This window comes from Pokkaliibacter sp. MBI-7 (assembly GCF_029846635.1).
Taxonomy (GTDB): Bacteria; Pseudomonadota; Gammaproteobacteria; order Pseudomonadales; family Balneatricaceae; genus Pokkaliibacter.
Map to the genome: position 1 here is coordinate 2,080,868 of NZ_JARVTG010000001.1, position 15,120 is coordinate 2,095,987.

A 15,120-nucleotide genomic window follows, 5' to 3' on the forward strand; every position below is an offset into this window, starting at 1 on the left:
AATCACTTTGCCTTTCCACCCAAATCCTGCCTGTACCGACACTGTGGGTAGCGGCTGCAGCCCAGAAAACGCTGCCCGGCGTGAATGCCACGCTTGCTCTCACGCTCAATCAGCTCAGCACCGCAACGTTGACATCCTGCTAGCAATGGCGGGTGCCCCACATTGGTCGATGGCTCAGAAGGCACGGCAACCGCGTCTCTCAGCTCAGGCTCGCGGCGCTGTCTGGCTTTTAGCTGGCGTACATGCTGACGATGAGTCGTCAGAGTGGGCGCCAGACGCTGCTGCTGTAACTGCTCATAAATGTCCTGCACCTGTGCCTCTTCCAATATCCGTTGCTGCTTGCTGCGGATATAGCGCACCAGTGCAGTCGTTCCACACAGAACATTATCTGGCATGGCCGTTTTGAAACTGGCTGCAGAGGTAAATACCACGACAGAATGCAGGTGAGCCATATCCAGCTCAAGCACCTGCTGCAGCGCCTTCACATGTTTATAATTCTGCCGTAACGGATTCTGAAAGTGGCTTTTGTGCCGGTACAGCTGCTGGGTCCACTGCGCCTGCTGACGGTCTCCGAAGATCCATCCCTGCATATTCTTGGTTTCGATCACGAAGACGCCGAACACCGACACCAGTATATGGTCAATCTGGGTGCTACCTTCGTCGGTACGCAGTGTGACGTTGTGCAGCAGATGATAGTGCCGCGTATCGAGCTGCCGGCGCAGGGCACGATTGATTGCCGCTTCACCGAGCATGCCCTTGCACCAGGGCTGTCGCAGCAGCCAGAGTATGGCCAGCAGCGGCGGCAGGCACCACACCAGGGCTGTTGCTGCACGGCCAGCCAGATCATCTGTAAGGGGTTAGGTATCTGCACCATCCGTGGTATCCCTCTGACTCTTTCAGTCGAGAATGGTTAATCGAGACGCTTTTCCATAAACACACTGAGCGGGTCAGCCTGATACTGGCCAAAAGGACCACGCTGTCGATATCCCAGTGCCCGATATAAGCCAATAGCTTCCTGCTGGAAAATACCGGTTTCCAGCCGCAGCAGGGTGATGCCCTTGTGCAGCAGATGCTGCTCCAGCGCGGCCATAATCGCCTTGGCGGCCCCCATGCCACGGGCTTCAGGGCGCACGAACACGCGCTTGACCTCACCGTAGCGGCCATCATCCTCAAGCACCTTGACCGCACCACAGGCAATCAGCCCCTGCCCTTCACAATAGGCTCCCAGCAGGCAGGCCTGACTGCGTGCCAGCTCTTCGGGCCCATCCAGACGATTGCTGTCATCGGGATACAACGACAGCATCAGGGTGCTGGACGCATCCAGCAGACGCTTCAGCTCAGGATCAAAGGGATCAACATTACGCACACTGAGCGAGGCCGGAACGCGGCGGGTCATGACATCATCCCTCAGGGTTGCAACAGCGCCAGCGCCGCTGCAATTTCAGACAGACAGGCCACTTCCAGACTCGGCCGCTGCTGCCCAGCAGGCCAGGCAACGCCTTCAGGATTGAACCACAGACTGAACAGCCCCGCCGCATTGGCACCGGCCACATCGTAATGCGGATGGTCACCGACATAAACCATACGCCGGGGCTCCGAGCCGCAGGCCTGCACCAGCGCACTAAACGCAGCAGCCTCGGGCTTGGCGGCACCGACCATATCGGCATTGAGTACCACTTCAAAATAGCGACCAATGCCGATCTGCTGCAAATCGGCATTGCCGTTACTGAACACACCCAGACGGTAGCCTGCCTGCTGCAGGGTCGTCAGCATACTTTCCACCGGCGCAAACAGCTCCACTTCATTACGGGCAACACGAAAGGCCTCGAACGCCGCCTGACTCCAGGCTGCCGCCTGCTCGCCCTGATGACCCAGCGCCGCCATCAGCTCATCCAGCACCGTCTGGCGCAAGGCGGTCACACTGTGCGCGGTGGCCGGAAAGCGTTCACGCACTCCGTCGCGCAGCCGTGGCCAGTCGGTTACTGAATACTGCCCGGCCGCTCCCGGCACGTTGCTGGCCAGCCAGTCGAACATGCGGCTGTTGGCACGATCAATGACCGGCTCGACCGCCCACAGGGTGTCGTCAAGATCGAAGCAGATCCAGTCAAGATGAGGATTTTTTACGGGCACGGGGATGGGCTTGATCATAGACATGGGCAAGATGCTGGAAATCCAGATGAGTGTAGATTTGAGTGGTGCGGATATCCGCATGGCCCAGCAGTTCCTGCACCGCGCGCAGATCTCCACTGGACTCCAGAATGTGGCTGGCAAAGGAATGCCGCAGCTGATGTGGGTGCATATGCTGACCCAGCCCCTGCTGTCTGGCCCAGCGACTGAGGCGTTGCTGTACGGCGCGGGCGCCCAGCCGATTGCCCTGCTGACTGAGAAACAGGGCGGCTTCACCGCGCCCCTTGAGCAGGGTCGGCCGCAGGCTCAGATAACGGCGCAGGGCGTCAATGGCTTTGCGCCCAACCGGCACCAGACGGCTCTTACCGCCCTTACCTTCGCGCACCAGTACCAGCTGCTGTGCAAAATCGACGTCAGCGCAATCCAGGTCCACCAGTTCAGCCAGACGCAGGCCCGAGGAGTACAGCATCTCCATCATCGCCAGATCGCGGCATTCCAGTGGATCGGTGCTGCTGACGTCCAGCAGCTGCTGCAGGTCATCGACACTGAGCACGTCGGGTAGCGGCTTATCGGCTTTGGGTGCCTGCACGCCATCACAGGGATTACGCTGCATCAGCTGCTGTGTTTGCAGGTAGCGATAGAACGCCCGCAGGGAAGACAGTTTGCGTTGCAGTGTGCGGCTACTTTGCTGCTTCTGTCGCAGCGAAGCGAGGAAGCGACGCAGATGGGCGGCGTCCAGCGTCTGCCAGTCCAGCTGCTGCTGTTGCAGCCATTGCTGGCAGTCGTGCAGATCCCGCTGATAGGCATCGAGGGTATGGTCAGAGTAGTGGCGCTCCTTCTGCAGATACTGCAGAAAGGCATCAGGCCAGACGGTCATGGGCGCATTACCAGAAGCTGACATGCGGGTTCAGCGCAACGCGGATGATCACTCGGCGTTAACCGCGACAGGCGGCACAGCATCGAGCAGACGTGGCAGGGTCAGGGTCAGCACTTCACCGACGTAATCCAGAAACAGCGTTCCCAGACTGGAGTGAAACAGCTGACGGTCGTAGCTGCCCATGGCCAGCACACCGACGGTGACATTGTTGACCATCAGCGGTACCAGAGCCACGGAACCGATACGATGACAGTCATGGATGAACAGGTAGTACTTTTCTTCATCGCTCAGCTCACCACAGACGGCCCAGCGCGAATCCACCAGACTGCCGATGATGCTCATTGCTTCATTGCGCTCCACCCGACGCACGCCCGCCGCTACCCAGGCATCCTCATCGTCGATGATCAGCAACTCGCAGCGATCGGCACGCAGCTCAAAGCAGAGATGGCGGTCAAGCACCCGCGCCAGCTCTTCCAGACTGGCAGACTGCAGAACGCCCAGTACCAGACGGCGGGTCTTTTCAAAGATCAGGTCATTTTCCCGGGCGGTGTCGATCATTTCGTCCAGCCGGTGAGACAGCGCACCATTACGCTCACGCAGCAGGTGCAGTTGCCGTTCCACCAGAGAAATTGCGGGGCCACAGGCGTGGGGAATACGCAATTCTTCCAGCACCGCCGGGTGGTCGACGAAAAATTCGGGATGTTCCCGCAAGTAGTCGGCCACCTGTTCGGCGGTGGGGGTCTCAGGAAGAGGGCTGGTCTGCACCTTTCTGCTCATATATGGATCTGCCCTTCAAACACGGTGGTCGCCGGGCCCGTCATCCACACCGGACTGCCCTCACCTGCCCACTGGATAGTCAGGGTGCCGCCCGGCAGATGAACACTGACCTGCTCATCAAGCAGCCCACGAAGCCGCCCTGCTACTACTGCAGCACAGGCGCCGGAGCCGCAGGCGATGGTTTCACCCACACCTCGTTCAAACACCCGCAAACGTACTTCCTTGCGGGACAAAATCTGCATAAAACCGATATTGGCTTTGGCCGGAAAGCGTTCATGGCGCTCCAGCACAGGCCCCAGTGTCAGCACCGGGGCAGTATCGACGTTGTCGACGACCAGCACACCATGAGGATTGCCCATGGAAACGGCAGAAATATCATACATGCTGCTGCCAGCGGCAATGCTGTAGGTCGCAGCGCGCAGATCAGCAACAAAGGGAATGTCGGCAGGCTCAAGGAAGGGAGCCCCCATGTTCACCCGCACCTGATGATCATCGGTATGGAACAGGTGAATGATGCCTTTGGCGGTTTCTACCGCGATTTCACGTTTACCGGTCAGGCGCTTCTCCCGCACAAAACGGGCGAAACAACGGGCACCGTTACCGCACTGCTCCACCTCGGAGCCATCAGCATTGAAAATACGGTAGCGGAAGTCCATTTCGGGGTTGCTGGGCGGCTCAACCACCAGCAGCTGGTCAAAGCCAATGCCAAAGTTCCGGTCGGCCAGCTCACGCACTTTTTCAGTGCTCAGGGACAGGCGCTGGGTAACGAGATCCAGCACCATAAAATCATTGCCCAGGCCATGCATCTTGGTAAAACGTATCAACACTTGTCTTTAATCCTGCCCAGGGCTAGTCCAGTTTGGCTGGCTGAGAAACACCTTGCCAGAACTGTTCCACTTTCGATGATTGGCACTCGGCTTTACACAGCAGAGTGATGCCTAGAATGTTCTTTATAACCCACTCCCTCAGCACCGCCAAGCTGATGCTGGAGGTGGCCACAGGGTATACACGCCACTCAGACGAGCATCACTGGCTGGTCTGCGCCGAAGACTGCTGAGGCAAATACAGCGGCCCCTTGTTACCACATCCGGCCAGCAGGCTGGTGGTGAGAATCAGCAGAGCAAACACTATGCGCATTGACCGGTTTCCTATCTGACCAGGCAACGCCTGCCTGGGTACGGTGATATCAGGAGAGGCGCCCAGCAGGGCTGGCCACAGAGAATCACTGGCGAGCATCACAGCTCTTGAAAAAAGCCGTTGGACCAGCAAAACAATTAGGCGATTATAGCCCGTCGCCACAGGCGATCCCACCCAAAATGTTTATTTGTTAATCAGGAGCAACAGATGACCGAGAGCGAATTCCACCAGCAGGTTGACGACACGCTGGAGCAGGTGGAAACCATCCTTGATGATGCCGAAAGCGATCTCGACGTTAATCTCAACAACGGCATTCTGACCGTCATCTGTGAGAACGGCAGCCGCATCATTCTGACCCGGCAGACACCGGTCAAACAGCTGTGGCTGGCGACCAAACAGGATGGTTATCACTTCGACTGGGACAGTGACGGGCAATGCTGGCTGGAAAGAGCCAAGGGCGGAACCCTGGCAGAGCGCCTGCAGGAGGCACTGCGTGCTCAGGCCGGAGAAACGCTGGCATTTGATCTGTAAGGCCACAGCCCGGCATACCCTCCCCTTCTCAATTACCCTGACGCTGCGCCAGCAACTCAGGGTACTTGCGCAAAGCCGCTCGCAGCTGGTGGTAAGTGAGCCCCAGAGCAGCGGCAGCCTGACGCTGATGAAAGCCATGCGCGGTCAGCGCCTGGCCAATAAGCTGCTGCTCCTGTTGCTCCAGCAGCGCTCGCAGATCCAAGGGATAACACACCGGTGCAGCCTCGTTGCCACTCTTCTGCCTGGAATCGACCGGCGAAGCGGCCTTATCGTTAACCCCGGCAAACGGATAGGCTTGCCAGCTGACTGCAAAGGGATCCAGCACGATATGCTGAACAGGCATTGCCGGCTCTTCATGGCGATAGACACTGCGCTCCACCACGTTCTTCAGCTCACGAATATTGCCAGGCCAGGTGTATTCCAACAGTTCTCGCATAGCGGCTGGCGAGAATCCGGCAAAGTATTCACGCTGCAGCTCCAGCGACATACGCAGAGCAAAATGCTCTGCCAGCTCGGCAATGTCATCCTGCCGCACCCGCAGTGGCGGCAGGTTGATTACATCAAACGCCAGGCGATCCAGCAGATCACCGCGAAACGCTCCCGATGCGACCCGCTCAGGCAAACAGGCGTTGGTAGCAGCGACAACCCGGACATCGACCTGCAGAGTGCGGCTACCACCCAACCGTTCAAAGCGGCCGTACTCAATCACCCGCAACAGCTTTTCCTGCACCTGCAGTGAGGCGGTCGCCAGCTCATCAAGGAACAGGGTGCCACCATCAGCACGCTCAAACAGCCCGGCACGACTGCGACTGGCACCGGTAAAAGCACCTGCCTCGTGACCAAACAGCTCCGACTCCAGCAGATGCTCACTCATCGCCGCACAGTTGACCTGCAGATAGGGTTGTTGCCAGCGCCCGGACAGATAGTGCAGGCGCTCTGCAATCAGCTCCTTGCCGGTACCGCGCTCACCTATAACCAGCACCGGTCGATTCAGCACCGCAACTTTCGACGTCTGTTGCAGTACCTGGTGCAAGGCTTCCGAACTGCCGATGATGTTCTGCCTGGCCGACGCCATAGCTCCTCCCTGTAACACATCTCGAAATCTGGTTATCTGAGCCAGTTACTGTAGTCAAAAAAACCATAAAAAGGTGTATTCAGCCAAAACTATTGAGCCAAGGGCCTTTAACAGCGCAGCAATAATGACAAAAACACTTCAAAAACAGTGAGTTAAAAACACTGGCACAGCTATCGCTATATATCGGTGGTCACAACCTGATTTACGCCCTGATCAAAAGGAGAACCACCATGGGAATTTTTTCACGCTTCGGCGACATCATTAACGCCAACCTGACCGCCCTGCTCGACCGTGCTGAAGACCCGGCCAAGATGATTCGTATGATGATTCAGGAAATGGAGGAAACACTGGTGGAAGTCCGCACCACCTCCGCCCGGGTCATCGCCGACCGCAAAGAACAGGAGCGCCGGGTGGCCCGCCTGCAACAAGAAGCCGGCGACTGGGAATCTAAAGCCCGGCTGGCGATCAGTAAAGGGCGCGAAGACCTGGCCCGCGCCGCTCTGGCTGAACAGCAGGCGGTAGAAGACAGCCTCAAAGCCTGCAGCCGCGAACTCACCGTTATTGAAGAACAGTTGCAGGTGCTGCACGAGGAAATCGGACAGCTGCAACAGAAACTGGATGATGCCAAAGCCAAGCAGAAAACCCTGCTGGTACGCGAGCAAACCAGCCGTTCACGTATGGACATGCGTCGTAGTGGCAACCGCGAGAAGCTGGAAGAGGCGTTCCGCAAGTTCGACGCCTATGAGCGCAAGATGGATGATCTGGAGGCACAACTGGAGTCTGAGGATCTGGGCCGTGGCCGCAGCCTGCATGATGAATTTGCAGAGCTTGAACGCAACGATAAGGTGGAAGAAGCACTGGCAGCCCTGAAGGCCCGGATGAATGGTGATGCACGGAGCGAGAGCTAATGAGCATGCTGGTGTTCTTTTTCGTGCCGGCGGTGATCTTTCTCACCGTCGTCGCTCCCATCTGGCTGATCCTGCATTACTGGACCCGTTCACGACAAAACAAGGGCCTGAGTGATGAGGAGCGCCAGACGCTGGAGGATTCCCTGAGCGTGGCGGAACGGCTGGAAAAACGCGTCACCACGCTGGAAACCATTCTGGATGCGGAGCATCCGAGCTGGCGCACCGCCCGTGAGGATGACTACCGTCGAGGAGGAAGCTGATGAACAGTGCTAATAAAGACAATGGTTACCTGCGTAACCTGTATCGCAGCTCCAGCCAGGGCTGGATCGCCGGCGTCTGTGCCGGGCTGGCAGAAAGTTACGGCCAGCCAGTGTGGCTGGCTCGTATCGTGATGCTGACCCTGTTTGTATTTAGCGGCAGCCTCGGAGTTCTGCTTTATCTGGCTGGGGTCATTCTGCTCAAACGCCGCCCGCTCAGCGCCCGGGAAGCCGAACCACGCCAGCCGAAGTTTGATTACGGGCAGCCCCTGACCCAGCGCGCTCGTGCCCTGGCAGAGCGGATGCGAGAGCTGGATCGCCGCCTGCAGCGGATGGAGCGCTATGTCACCTCCAACCGCTTTCGCTATGACAAAGAGTTTCGTGATCTGTGACGCAACTGGCTGAACCTCAGGCGGAGGTCGCTCGGGCCACCGCCAGCCATACCGCCACCGCGGTCAGACCTACACCACATACACTCAACAGGCTGAGATGCTCATTGAACAGCAACCAGCCCTCCAGCGTGGTCAGGGGGGGAACCAGATAGAAGTAACTGGCCACCCTGGCCGACTCCCCTTCACGGATCATCACCATCAACAGCAGAATCGCGGTCAGTGACAATCCCAACACCAGCCAGGCCATGGCCAGCAGCAGTTGGGGTGACCAGATCACCGAGCCGCTCTCTGTACTCCAGGTCATCAGCCCCATCATCAGCGCCGCTGCACAGTACTGCCAGAACGTGCCTGTCAGCAGTGGCACCTTCCCGCCGTAGCGCTTCTGATACAGGGTACCGGCACAGATACCCAGCAGTGCAGCCAGTGCCCACAGTATTCCGGCAGGCTGCACAGCACCGACGGCAGCCTGCCGGCCAAGCACCACCAGAATCACACCGAGCAACCCTAACCAGAAGCCCAGCAGCTGCATGAGAGACAAACGCTCAGCCAGCCAGAAACGGGCGACTACCGCCGTCAGTAAGGGCTGCAACCCGACAATAATGGCCGTCATTCCGGCAGGCAGACCGGTTTTGATAGCAGCAAACACGCCACCCAGATACAAGCCATGCACCAGTGCTCCCACCAGCATCTGCTGGCGGGCCTCTGACCAGCTGGGCCAGGGCGTGCGCTGCCAGCCAATCAGGATGGCAAACACCACCAGGGTCAGCAGCATGCGGATAAACAGGAAGTTGAAAGGCTCAATGTAAGGCAGGCCGTATTTGGCACCGATAAAACCGGTACTCCATAGCAGCACGAAGGCCCAGGGCACCAGCGCCAACCACGGGCTGGCCGGCGTCTTGGCAGATGTCATGGCGATATCCTCTCTGACAGCAATTTCATCGCAGGCGGCCCACTATAAATTGCATGCAATCTGACTAACAACTTTAAATCCGGCTCAGCCTGTCGGACGGTCAAGCCAGATTCAGCAACAGGACATGCACAGAAACAGATAAATCCACATCTTGACCGTGCAACTGTGCGACCTTGAACCATACTTAAACGACTGCCAGCCTCAGTAACGCCTGTTGCTGAAGCTGGCGGTACTGAGAGCATTTCTGACCCAAAGGATGGCATTGACCGTTGGCAGGTCACGGACAACAGGTCACCACTGGCATCTCGACTGAGTTTTGCAGTGGATCGACCGGCGCTTGCGGGGTTAGTACAGAGAGAAGAGTCATGCAACAAACGATTTCCGATTTGGGTCTGCTGCTTTCGCTTGATCGCTTTGCCGGGCAAGCGGATATCATTGATGCCGATGCCCGTCAGCAGCGCGATGGCAGCTGGCGTTTCGATGTCACCATCTACACCAACAAACCCAATGCCCAGCATTATGCCGACCGATGGGAGGTTTTGACGGAAGAAGGCGAAGTGCTGGCCATCACTTACATGTCACTGAACGATCAGACTGAGCAACCCTGCAATCAAACCATGACAGGCGTCATGATTCCGGACAACGTCAAGCTGGTCTATCTGCGCGCCCACGACAGCAATCTGGGCTATGCAGGTAACACCATTACGCTGCCATTACAGCGTCTCAACTAACAGGCACCAACCACCCCGATACCGTGCGGGCAGCAGTGAGCCAACTCACGCCGCCCGCTGACGCCGGCCTCGCCGCCACCACAACACCACAGCGATCAGACAAAGCACTGCCACCAGCGCCAAGGGCAGGGTGGCAGCAAAGCGGCTCCAGAACTCATGCAGTCCCATGCCCACCCCGACCACCACCATGCTCCAGATGACCGCCCCGACCAGATTGAAGAAGACAAATACCCAGAGCGGCAACGGCGTGGTCCCGAACAGCGCAGGCCCCAGCGCCCGCAAACCATAAAGAAAGCGGTTCACGATAATCACCGGTGCGTGGTAGCGACTGATCAGCCGCTGCATACGTTCCACACGTGGCTGCAGGCGCGGCCAGGCATAGATCAGCCGATCGCCGTAACGCCGCCCCAGCCAGAACCAGAACTGATCTCCGATAAAGCTGCAGATGACTGACAGCAGTATCACCTTGAGATAAAGCAACTGCCCCTGACTAATGGCCAGACCGGCCAGCACCAGCACGGTTTCCCCTTCCAGCAGAGTGCCAATGGCAATCGCCAGATAGCCATAATGACCGACCCAGTACTCCCAACCATACATGCGTGACCTGACCTCCCTTACCACTGAAGCATAAAATCTGCACAACGAAAAAACCCCGAACAGGACGGGGCACAAATCGTAAACCAACTCGAATTCGGAAAATGGGAGATATTCAGGACAAAAATCAGACAGGCCGATCTGAGGGAAACCTGCCGGCACAAGTCATGATGTCGTCTTCATCATGACCTATGCGCGTCGCTTTGATGCTGAGGAATGATTTCAGATGGCGGAGCCCGACTTCCCACGAACGATCAGAGAGAAGAGAGCTCAGCAACACAGCAGCTTAGCGACCAGCCCCAGCTAGCTGAAGACGACTTACAACAAGGTCATCAGCAGCGCAGTGGATCAGGCTTCGATTTCTTCGCCGCTGCGGGCGTTGTAATACAGGGTGTGATCCTGCAGGTCTTTACCGTGAATCTGGATTTGCCAGACTTCAATACCGCCTTTCTGCACCTTGACTGCCTTACGCAGCTTACCGGGGTATGCATCAAGTGCTGTACGCTGGATACTTTCGGGGGTAACACCACTGTCTGCTTCTGCAAGACCACCGCCAGAGAAAAGTACAGCGGCAACGTAAGTGGCAATAGCGCGATGTTTCAACATTTTAGTAGATCCTCCTCTACGGTCTGGAGAATCTCCCCGTCCCATGCCATAACTCTCGGACGGGGAGATGACCAGAGAGTCATCTGTACTATTGCATCTGCTGTGCCAACTCCTACAAGCCTTGATTTTACTGGGCTTCGTCTTGATCAGGAGCAAAAACCGAACGGGAGATGGTGGATATCAACCACCACATCGGCAAATCGGTGGTTGATATAAACCAGTTGGGTGATATTACCCACTGCCAATGCATAAGCGCCGGACGAATCCACACGCATCAAATCTTGATGTGGTACTTCTGCAGACGATAGCGCAGGGTTTCGCGCGTGGTCCCCAGGGCTCTGGCCGTGGCCACCACATTATTACCATGGCGCGTCAGTGCTGTTTCGATGATGTGCTTCTCCATTTCATCCAGCGCCATACTGCCATCCAGCGGCAGCACCAGAGCATCTCCCTGAACCTCTGCCTTCATCACCGGCGCCGGCTCCGCTTCATGGCTTTTACCGAGCTGCAGCCACTCCAGCGGAAAACGCTCATCTTCGGCCAGCAGCACGCATCGCTCCACGACATTGCGCAGCTCACGCACGTTGCCCGGCCAGTGATGCTGACGCAACCGTTGCCAGACCTCGGGCGGTATATGCCGTACCCGGCGATTCGCCTTGAGATTGAACTCATGCACCAGCGGCCAGACCAGATCCTGAATATCGTCCAGACGCTCCCGCAACGCAGGCAGCTCGAGCTGAAAGACACTCAGGCGATGATACAAGTCTTCGCGGAAGGAGCCCTGCTCGACCCGCTGCTGCAGATTGCGATGGGTGGCCGCGATGATCTGCACATCCACCTGAATTTCCTGTTCCCCACCCAAACGCCGAATACGCTTGTCTTCAATAGCCTTTAGCAGTTTGGCCTGCAGCTCGATGTCCATCTCGCCCAGTTCATCGAGGAACAACGTGCCACCACTGGCCTGCTCCAGCAGACCACGGCGACGTCCCTTGGCACCGGTAAAAGCACCGGCTTCATGGCCGAACAATTCAGATTCCAGCAGCTCCTTGGGCAACGCCGCACAGTTGATCTCCACCATCGGCCCGTCACGATGCAAACCGCCCTGATGCAGAATACGTGCAACCAGCCCCTTGCCTGTCCCGGTCTCGCCGGTAATGGCCAGCGCACTGAACGGCACGGTCAGTAACCGTTGTAGCAATGCCCGCACCCGCTCTGCTGCCTCACTACGACCGACGAAGGCATCCACCCCCTGCCCATCGCTACTGCTCATTAGCTCTACACGTCGCTGGGCACGGGCGCTGCGGGCAGCCCCCTGCACCACCAGATCCAGACGCCCCAGATCACAGGGTTTTTCCAGAAAATCGAAAGCACCCAGTCTTAACGCCTGCACCGAGTCCGGAATCGAGCCGTAGCCTGTCAGGAAGATCCACTCCTGCGGCCGCTGCGCTTTGCGCACCTCTTCCAGCAGGCTCAGGGCGTTACCATCGCCGAGGCTCATATCAGACAGCACTACCAGCGGATCCAGCTGCTGCTCCAGCAACCAGTGACGCGCCTCGGCCAGACTGGAGCACAGGCACACTTCCCAGTCCTGACGCTGAAAATGGCGACGCAGCTCGGCGCCCAGCAACGATTCATCTTCGAGGATCATTATGGTATCGGCCATCTAGGTCTCCTTTAGCCTGCCTGCTCGCGGTAATCTCCGGTCTCACCGATGCGAAAGCGCAGCGACACCAGTGCCCCGCCTTCTGCCCGGTTCGCCACCTGCAACTCGCCGCCCATGTCCTGCATAAAACGCCGGACCATCGCCAGCCCCAAACCAGTCCCGCCTTCGCGGAAGCTGGCAAAGGTACGAATCCCTCCGCTCAACAATGCGGCGGGGAAGCCAGGACCGTCGTCAGCTACCGTCAGCGTCACGTGATCGGCATCTTCGGTGGCGTCGAGCACGATCTGCCCCAGCTGATGATCCAGGCTCTGCGCCGCGTTAAGAATCAGATTGAGAATGGCCTGATGCAACCTGCCCTCGGCCAGCTGCACACGGATATGCTCGGGAATGTTGTTATGGATATGGACGTGCTCGGGAATCTGGTAGCGCACCAGTGCGACAATTTCTTCGATACTGCGATGCAACTGACAGCGGCACAGCGGCTCCGGCTGCTGCCGCGTCTGCGCCAGCAGTGTGTTGAGCTGCTTCGACATCCGGTCCAGCGCACCGATGGCCAGAGTAAGGCGCTCGGTTTGATCCTCATCGTCCAGCTCTGCACGCAGATTGGACAGGGTCAGGGAAATACCCGCCAACGGGTTGCGCAACTCATGCGCCAGACTGGCCCCCAGTTCACCCACCGCCGCCAGACGCTCAGCGGTGGCCAGCTCACGCTGATGCAGCAGCAAAGTCCGGCTGGCCTGCTCCACTTCATTCTGCAGCAGCTGATTGCGGCTGATATGTTCCTGCTCCAGCTCTGCCAGGCGCGCTACCATGGTGTTGTAATGCCGGAACAGTGTCTGCAGCAGCGGGTCTACATCCTCGGTGGACATAGGCCGGTAGCCTTCGTCGGTTAGTGCCGTCATCAGCAGGCCCAGCTGCTCAAGAGGCTGCCAGATGCGTTTACGCATCAGGAACAGCAGCCCGATACCCAGCGAGGGGAACAGCCCTAGCGCAAGGGCAGACAGCCAGGCTTCCTGCCATGCAGACGCCCGTACATGCCGCAGCAGATTCTGGTGGGCGGCATGCTCTTCATCAGACAGGGTAAACAGCAGCTCCTGCAACTGCTGCAGCCGCTGGTGGTCATTGAGATCGGCGTTGTTCAGCACCCGCCGCACATTGCGCAGATGATCGTTGGAGTCAAGATCGATAAAGCCGTTCATGTCATACAGACGTTTGACGTCCGCCTGCAACAGCCCCCAGGGCAGCGGGCTGACTTCAGCCAGCACCAGACGCTGCAAATGCTGCTCAGTGGTCTGCAGCTGCACCAGCACTTCCAGGTGATCTTCGACGGGTTGGAGATTTTCCAGTGTGCGCCAGGACTTGGCCAGCAACAGCCCCAGAGCCAATAACAACAGTACCGTGACCAGCAGCACTGGCCACAATACCGAGCGAAGAAAGACAGAACGCAGCATCTCATGCCTCGGCTTTGACAAAGGAACACCGGCCAGACGGACGGCCGACGACGTGTTTCAAACAGATGAGGGTACCAGCACCCGGCATGGGAGAAGCGCTGGCAGGGTAACTCGTCTGACAGTAAGACAGACGCGAAATATTCTAGCCGCTTTTTGCCGGCAACGCGTTGTCAAATACGGGAAGGGTAAACGACAGGGAGGCGCACAAATAAAAACAGCCACCCGGAGGCAGCTGTCTTTACGAATCCAATCAGAAGAAGCCAGAGCTTACTTGATTTTGGCTTCTTTGTAGTTCACATGCTGACGAACAACGGGATCAAACTTTTTGATCTCCATTTTCTCAGGCATGGTGCGCTTGTTCTTGGTAGTGGTATAGAAGTGACCAGTACCAGCGCTTGAAACGAGCTTGATCTTCTCACGAACACCTTTAGCCATGATCTATCCCCTTACACTTTCTCGCCGCGAGCGCGGATTTCGGTCAGAACTGCATCGATACCTTTCTTATCGATGACACGCATACCTTTAGAAGATACACGCAGGCGCACAAAACGCTGTTCGCTTTCTACCCAGAAACGATGGTAGTGCAGGTTAGGCATGAAGCGACGCTTGGTCTTGATGTTAGAGTGAGAAACGTGGTTACCAACAGCTGGACGCTTACCGGTAACTTGGCAAACTTTAGACATTATCTATACCTTAATTTGCTTGTTGTCCAAACATTATCGGCTGCTACCGAGTCCCTTGCGGGTCAACCCAGGCCCAGCCTCAGGCGGAGCACCCCAACCATTCAGGGGCAAAATCCCGTACCACAGGTACAAGCGGGCGGCATGATACCCCTCCCCCCTGCCAATAGCAAGAAAACTGCTCACTTTTTACTCGCCCCGCCACGTTTCTCAGCCATCTCAACTCCCATCAAAACAGGCCTGCGTCCGTGCAAAACCACCTGCTGACGAGCGCCGAGTTCATATCGAATATTGGTAATACCAATAATTAAGAATAGTGATTTTAGTCTATAAATAGCCTAAAAACGCCATTTATTGGTATTACCATTTTACAAAATTCAACCTTTGTCTATTTAACAAGCAGT

At 57.3% G+C, this 15,120-nt stretch carries 20 protein-coding genes; 5 read left to right on the forward strand and 15 right to left on the reverse strand.

Annotation, left to right across the window (positions count from 1 at the left end; all coding sequences use genetic code 11):
• Window positions 1-2: 2 nt before the first annotated feature.
• From QCD60_RS09290 to QCD60_RS09320, 7 genes are all read right to left on the reverse strand, one after another.
• Window positions 3-815, reverse strand: coding sequence for an NERD domain-containing protein (locus QCD60_RS09290; RefSeq protein ID WP_279784547.1), 813 nt, complete (start codon window positions 813-815; stop codon window positions 3-5).
• A gap of 95 nt (window positions 816-910) precedes the next feature.
• Window positions 911-1,396 carry a GNAT family N-acetyltransferase gene (locus QCD60_RS09295; protein WP_279784550.1) on the reverse strand — a complete coding sequence of 162 codons (486 nt, stop codon included), beginning with the start codon at window positions 1,394-1,396 and terminating at the stop codon, window positions 911-913.
• Window positions 1,397-1,407: 11 nt separating this feature from the next.
• Window positions 1,408-2,154 carry an HAD family hydrolase gene (locus tag QCD60_RS09300; protein ID WP_279784552.1) on the reverse strand — a complete coding sequence of 249 codons (747 nt, stop codon included), beginning with the start codon at window positions 2,152-2,154 and terminating at the stop codon, window positions 1,408-1,410.
• Complete coding sequence (gene xerC / locus QCD60_RS09305) at window positions 2,105-3,004, reverse strand: tyrosine recombinase XerC (RefSeq protein WP_279784554.1); 900 nt, start codon at window positions 3,002-3,004, stop codon at window positions 2,105-2,107. Before xerC ends, QCD60_RS09300 begins: the two co-directional genes overlap by 50 nt.
• 48 nt (window positions 3,005-3,052) lie before the next feature.
• Window positions 3,053-3,781: a DUF484 family protein gene (locus QCD60_RS09310; protein ID WP_279784556.1), complete on the reverse strand. Its 729-nt coding sequence runs from the start codon at window positions 3,779-3,781 to the stop codon at window positions 3,053-3,055.
• Complete coding sequence (gene dapF, locus QCD60_RS09315; protein ID WP_146074226.1) at window positions 3,778-4,608, reverse strand: diaminopimelate epimerase; 831 nt, start codon at window positions 4,606-4,608, stop codon at window positions 3,778-3,780. The genes QCD60_RS09310 and dapF overlap by 4 nt, the downstream gene beginning before the upstream one ends.
• A 199-nt stretch (window positions 4,609-4,807) precedes the next feature.
• Window positions 4,808-5,017 carry a lipoprotein gene (locus QCD60_RS09320; protein WP_279784560.1) on the reverse strand — a complete coding sequence of 70 codons (210 nt, stop codon included), beginning with the start codon at window positions 5,015-5,017 and terminating at the stop codon, window positions 4,808-4,810.
• Window positions 5,018-5,125: 108 nt separating this feature from the next.
• Here QCD60_RS09320 and cyaY point away from each other — a divergent pair, with 108 nt between their 5' ends.
• Window positions 5,126-5,449: an iron donor protein CyaY gene (cyaY, locus tag QCD60_RS09325; protein WP_279784562.1), complete on the forward strand. Its 324-nt coding sequence runs from the start codon at window positions 5,126-5,128 to the stop codon at window positions 5,447-5,449.
• A 28-nt stretch (window positions 5,450-5,477) separates the two neighbouring features.
• Here cyaY and pspF read toward each other — a convergent pair whose 3' ends face one another.
• Complete coding sequence (gene pspF / locus QCD60_RS09330) at window positions 5,478-6,524, reverse strand: phage shock protein operon transcriptional activator (RefSeq protein WP_279784564.1); 1,047 nt, start codon at window positions 6,522-6,524, stop codon at window positions 5,478-5,480.
• A 230-nt stretch (window positions 6,525-6,754) separates the two neighbouring features.
• On the opposite strand from pspF, the gene pspA reads away from it, so the two are divergent.
• Genes pspA through pspC form a run of 3 tightly spaced genes read left to right on the forward strand, consistent with a single transcriptional unit; the run spans window position 6,755 to window position 8,081 of the window.
• Window positions 6,755-7,432 carry a phage shock protein PspA gene (gene pspA, locus QCD60_RS09335; protein ID WP_279784566.1) on the forward strand — a complete coding sequence of 226 codons (678 nt, stop codon included), beginning with the start codon at window positions 6,755-6,757 and terminating at the stop codon, window positions 7,430-7,432.
• Entirely contained in the window at window positions 7,432-7,692 is a 261-nt protein-coding gene (pspB, locus tag QCD60_RS09340; RefSeq protein WP_279784568.1) for an envelope stress response membrane protein PspB, read from the forward strand. The genes pspA and pspB overlap by 1 nt, the downstream gene beginning before the upstream one ends.
• Window positions 7,692-8,081, forward strand: a complete 390-nt coding sequence (gene pspC, locus QCD60_RS09345; RefSeq protein WP_104152629.1) for an envelope stress response membrane protein PspC — start codon at window positions 7,692-7,694, stop codon at window positions 8,079-8,081. Before pspB ends, pspC begins: the two co-directional genes overlap by 1 nt.
• Window positions 8,082-8,097: 16 nt before the next feature.
• Here pspC and QCD60_RS09350 read toward each other — a convergent pair whose 3' ends face one another.
• Window positions 8,098-8,991, reverse strand: coding sequence for a DMT family transporter (locus QCD60_RS09350; protein ID WP_279784571.1), 894 nt, complete (start codon window positions 8,989-8,991; stop codon window positions 8,098-8,100).
• Window positions 8,992-9,356: 365 nt separating this feature from the next.
• Here QCD60_RS09350 and QCD60_RS09355 point away from each other — a divergent pair, with 365 nt between their 5' ends.
• Window positions 9,357-9,722: a hypothetical protein gene (locus QCD60_RS09355; RefSeq protein ID WP_279784572.1), complete on the forward strand. Its 366-nt coding sequence runs from the start codon at window positions 9,357-9,359 to the stop codon at window positions 9,720-9,722.
• Between the two features lie 45 nt (window positions 9,723-9,767).
• On the opposite strand, the gene QCD60_RS09360 is transcribed toward QCD60_RS09355, so the two are convergent.
• The 6 genes from QCD60_RS09360 to rpmB form a co-directional block, all read right to left on the reverse strand.
• Complete coding sequence (locus QCD60_RS09360) at window positions 9,768-10,319, reverse strand: DedA family protein (RefSeq protein ID WP_279784574.1); 552 nt, start codon at window positions 10,317-10,319, stop codon at window positions 9,768-9,770.
• Window positions 10,320-10,664: 345 nt separating this feature from the next.
• Window positions 10,665-10,922 carry a PepSY domain-containing protein gene (locus QCD60_RS09365; protein ID WP_279784576.1) on the reverse strand — a complete coding sequence of 86 codons (258 nt, stop codon included), beginning with the start codon at window positions 10,920-10,922 and terminating at the stop codon, window positions 10,665-10,667.
• A gap of 274 nt (window positions 10,923-11,196) precedes the next feature.
• Window positions 11,197-12,585, reverse strand: a complete 1,389-nt coding sequence (locus QCD60_RS09370; protein ID WP_279784578.1) for a sigma-54 dependent transcriptional regulator — start codon at window positions 12,583-12,585, stop codon at window positions 11,197-11,199.
• 11 nt (window positions 12,586-12,596) lie between these two features.
• Window positions 12,597-14,036: an ATP-binding protein gene (locus tag QCD60_RS09375; RefSeq protein WP_279784580.1), complete on the reverse strand. Its 1,440-nt coding sequence runs from the start codon at window positions 14,034-14,036 to the stop codon at window positions 12,597-12,599.
• Between the two features lie 267 nt (window positions 14,037-14,303).
• Entirely contained in the window at window positions 14,304-14,471 is a 168-nt protein-coding gene (rpmG, locus tag QCD60_RS09380; protein ID WP_104155516.1) for a 50S ribosomal protein L33, read from the reverse strand.
• Window positions 14,472-14,482: 11 nt separating this feature from the next.
• A complete protein-coding gene (gene rpmB / locus QCD60_RS09385; RefSeq protein ID WP_104155515.1) occupies window positions 14,483-14,719 on the reverse strand; it encodes a 50S ribosomal protein L28 in 237 nt (78 codons plus the stop codon).
• Window positions 14,720-15,120 lie beyond the last annotated feature (401 nt).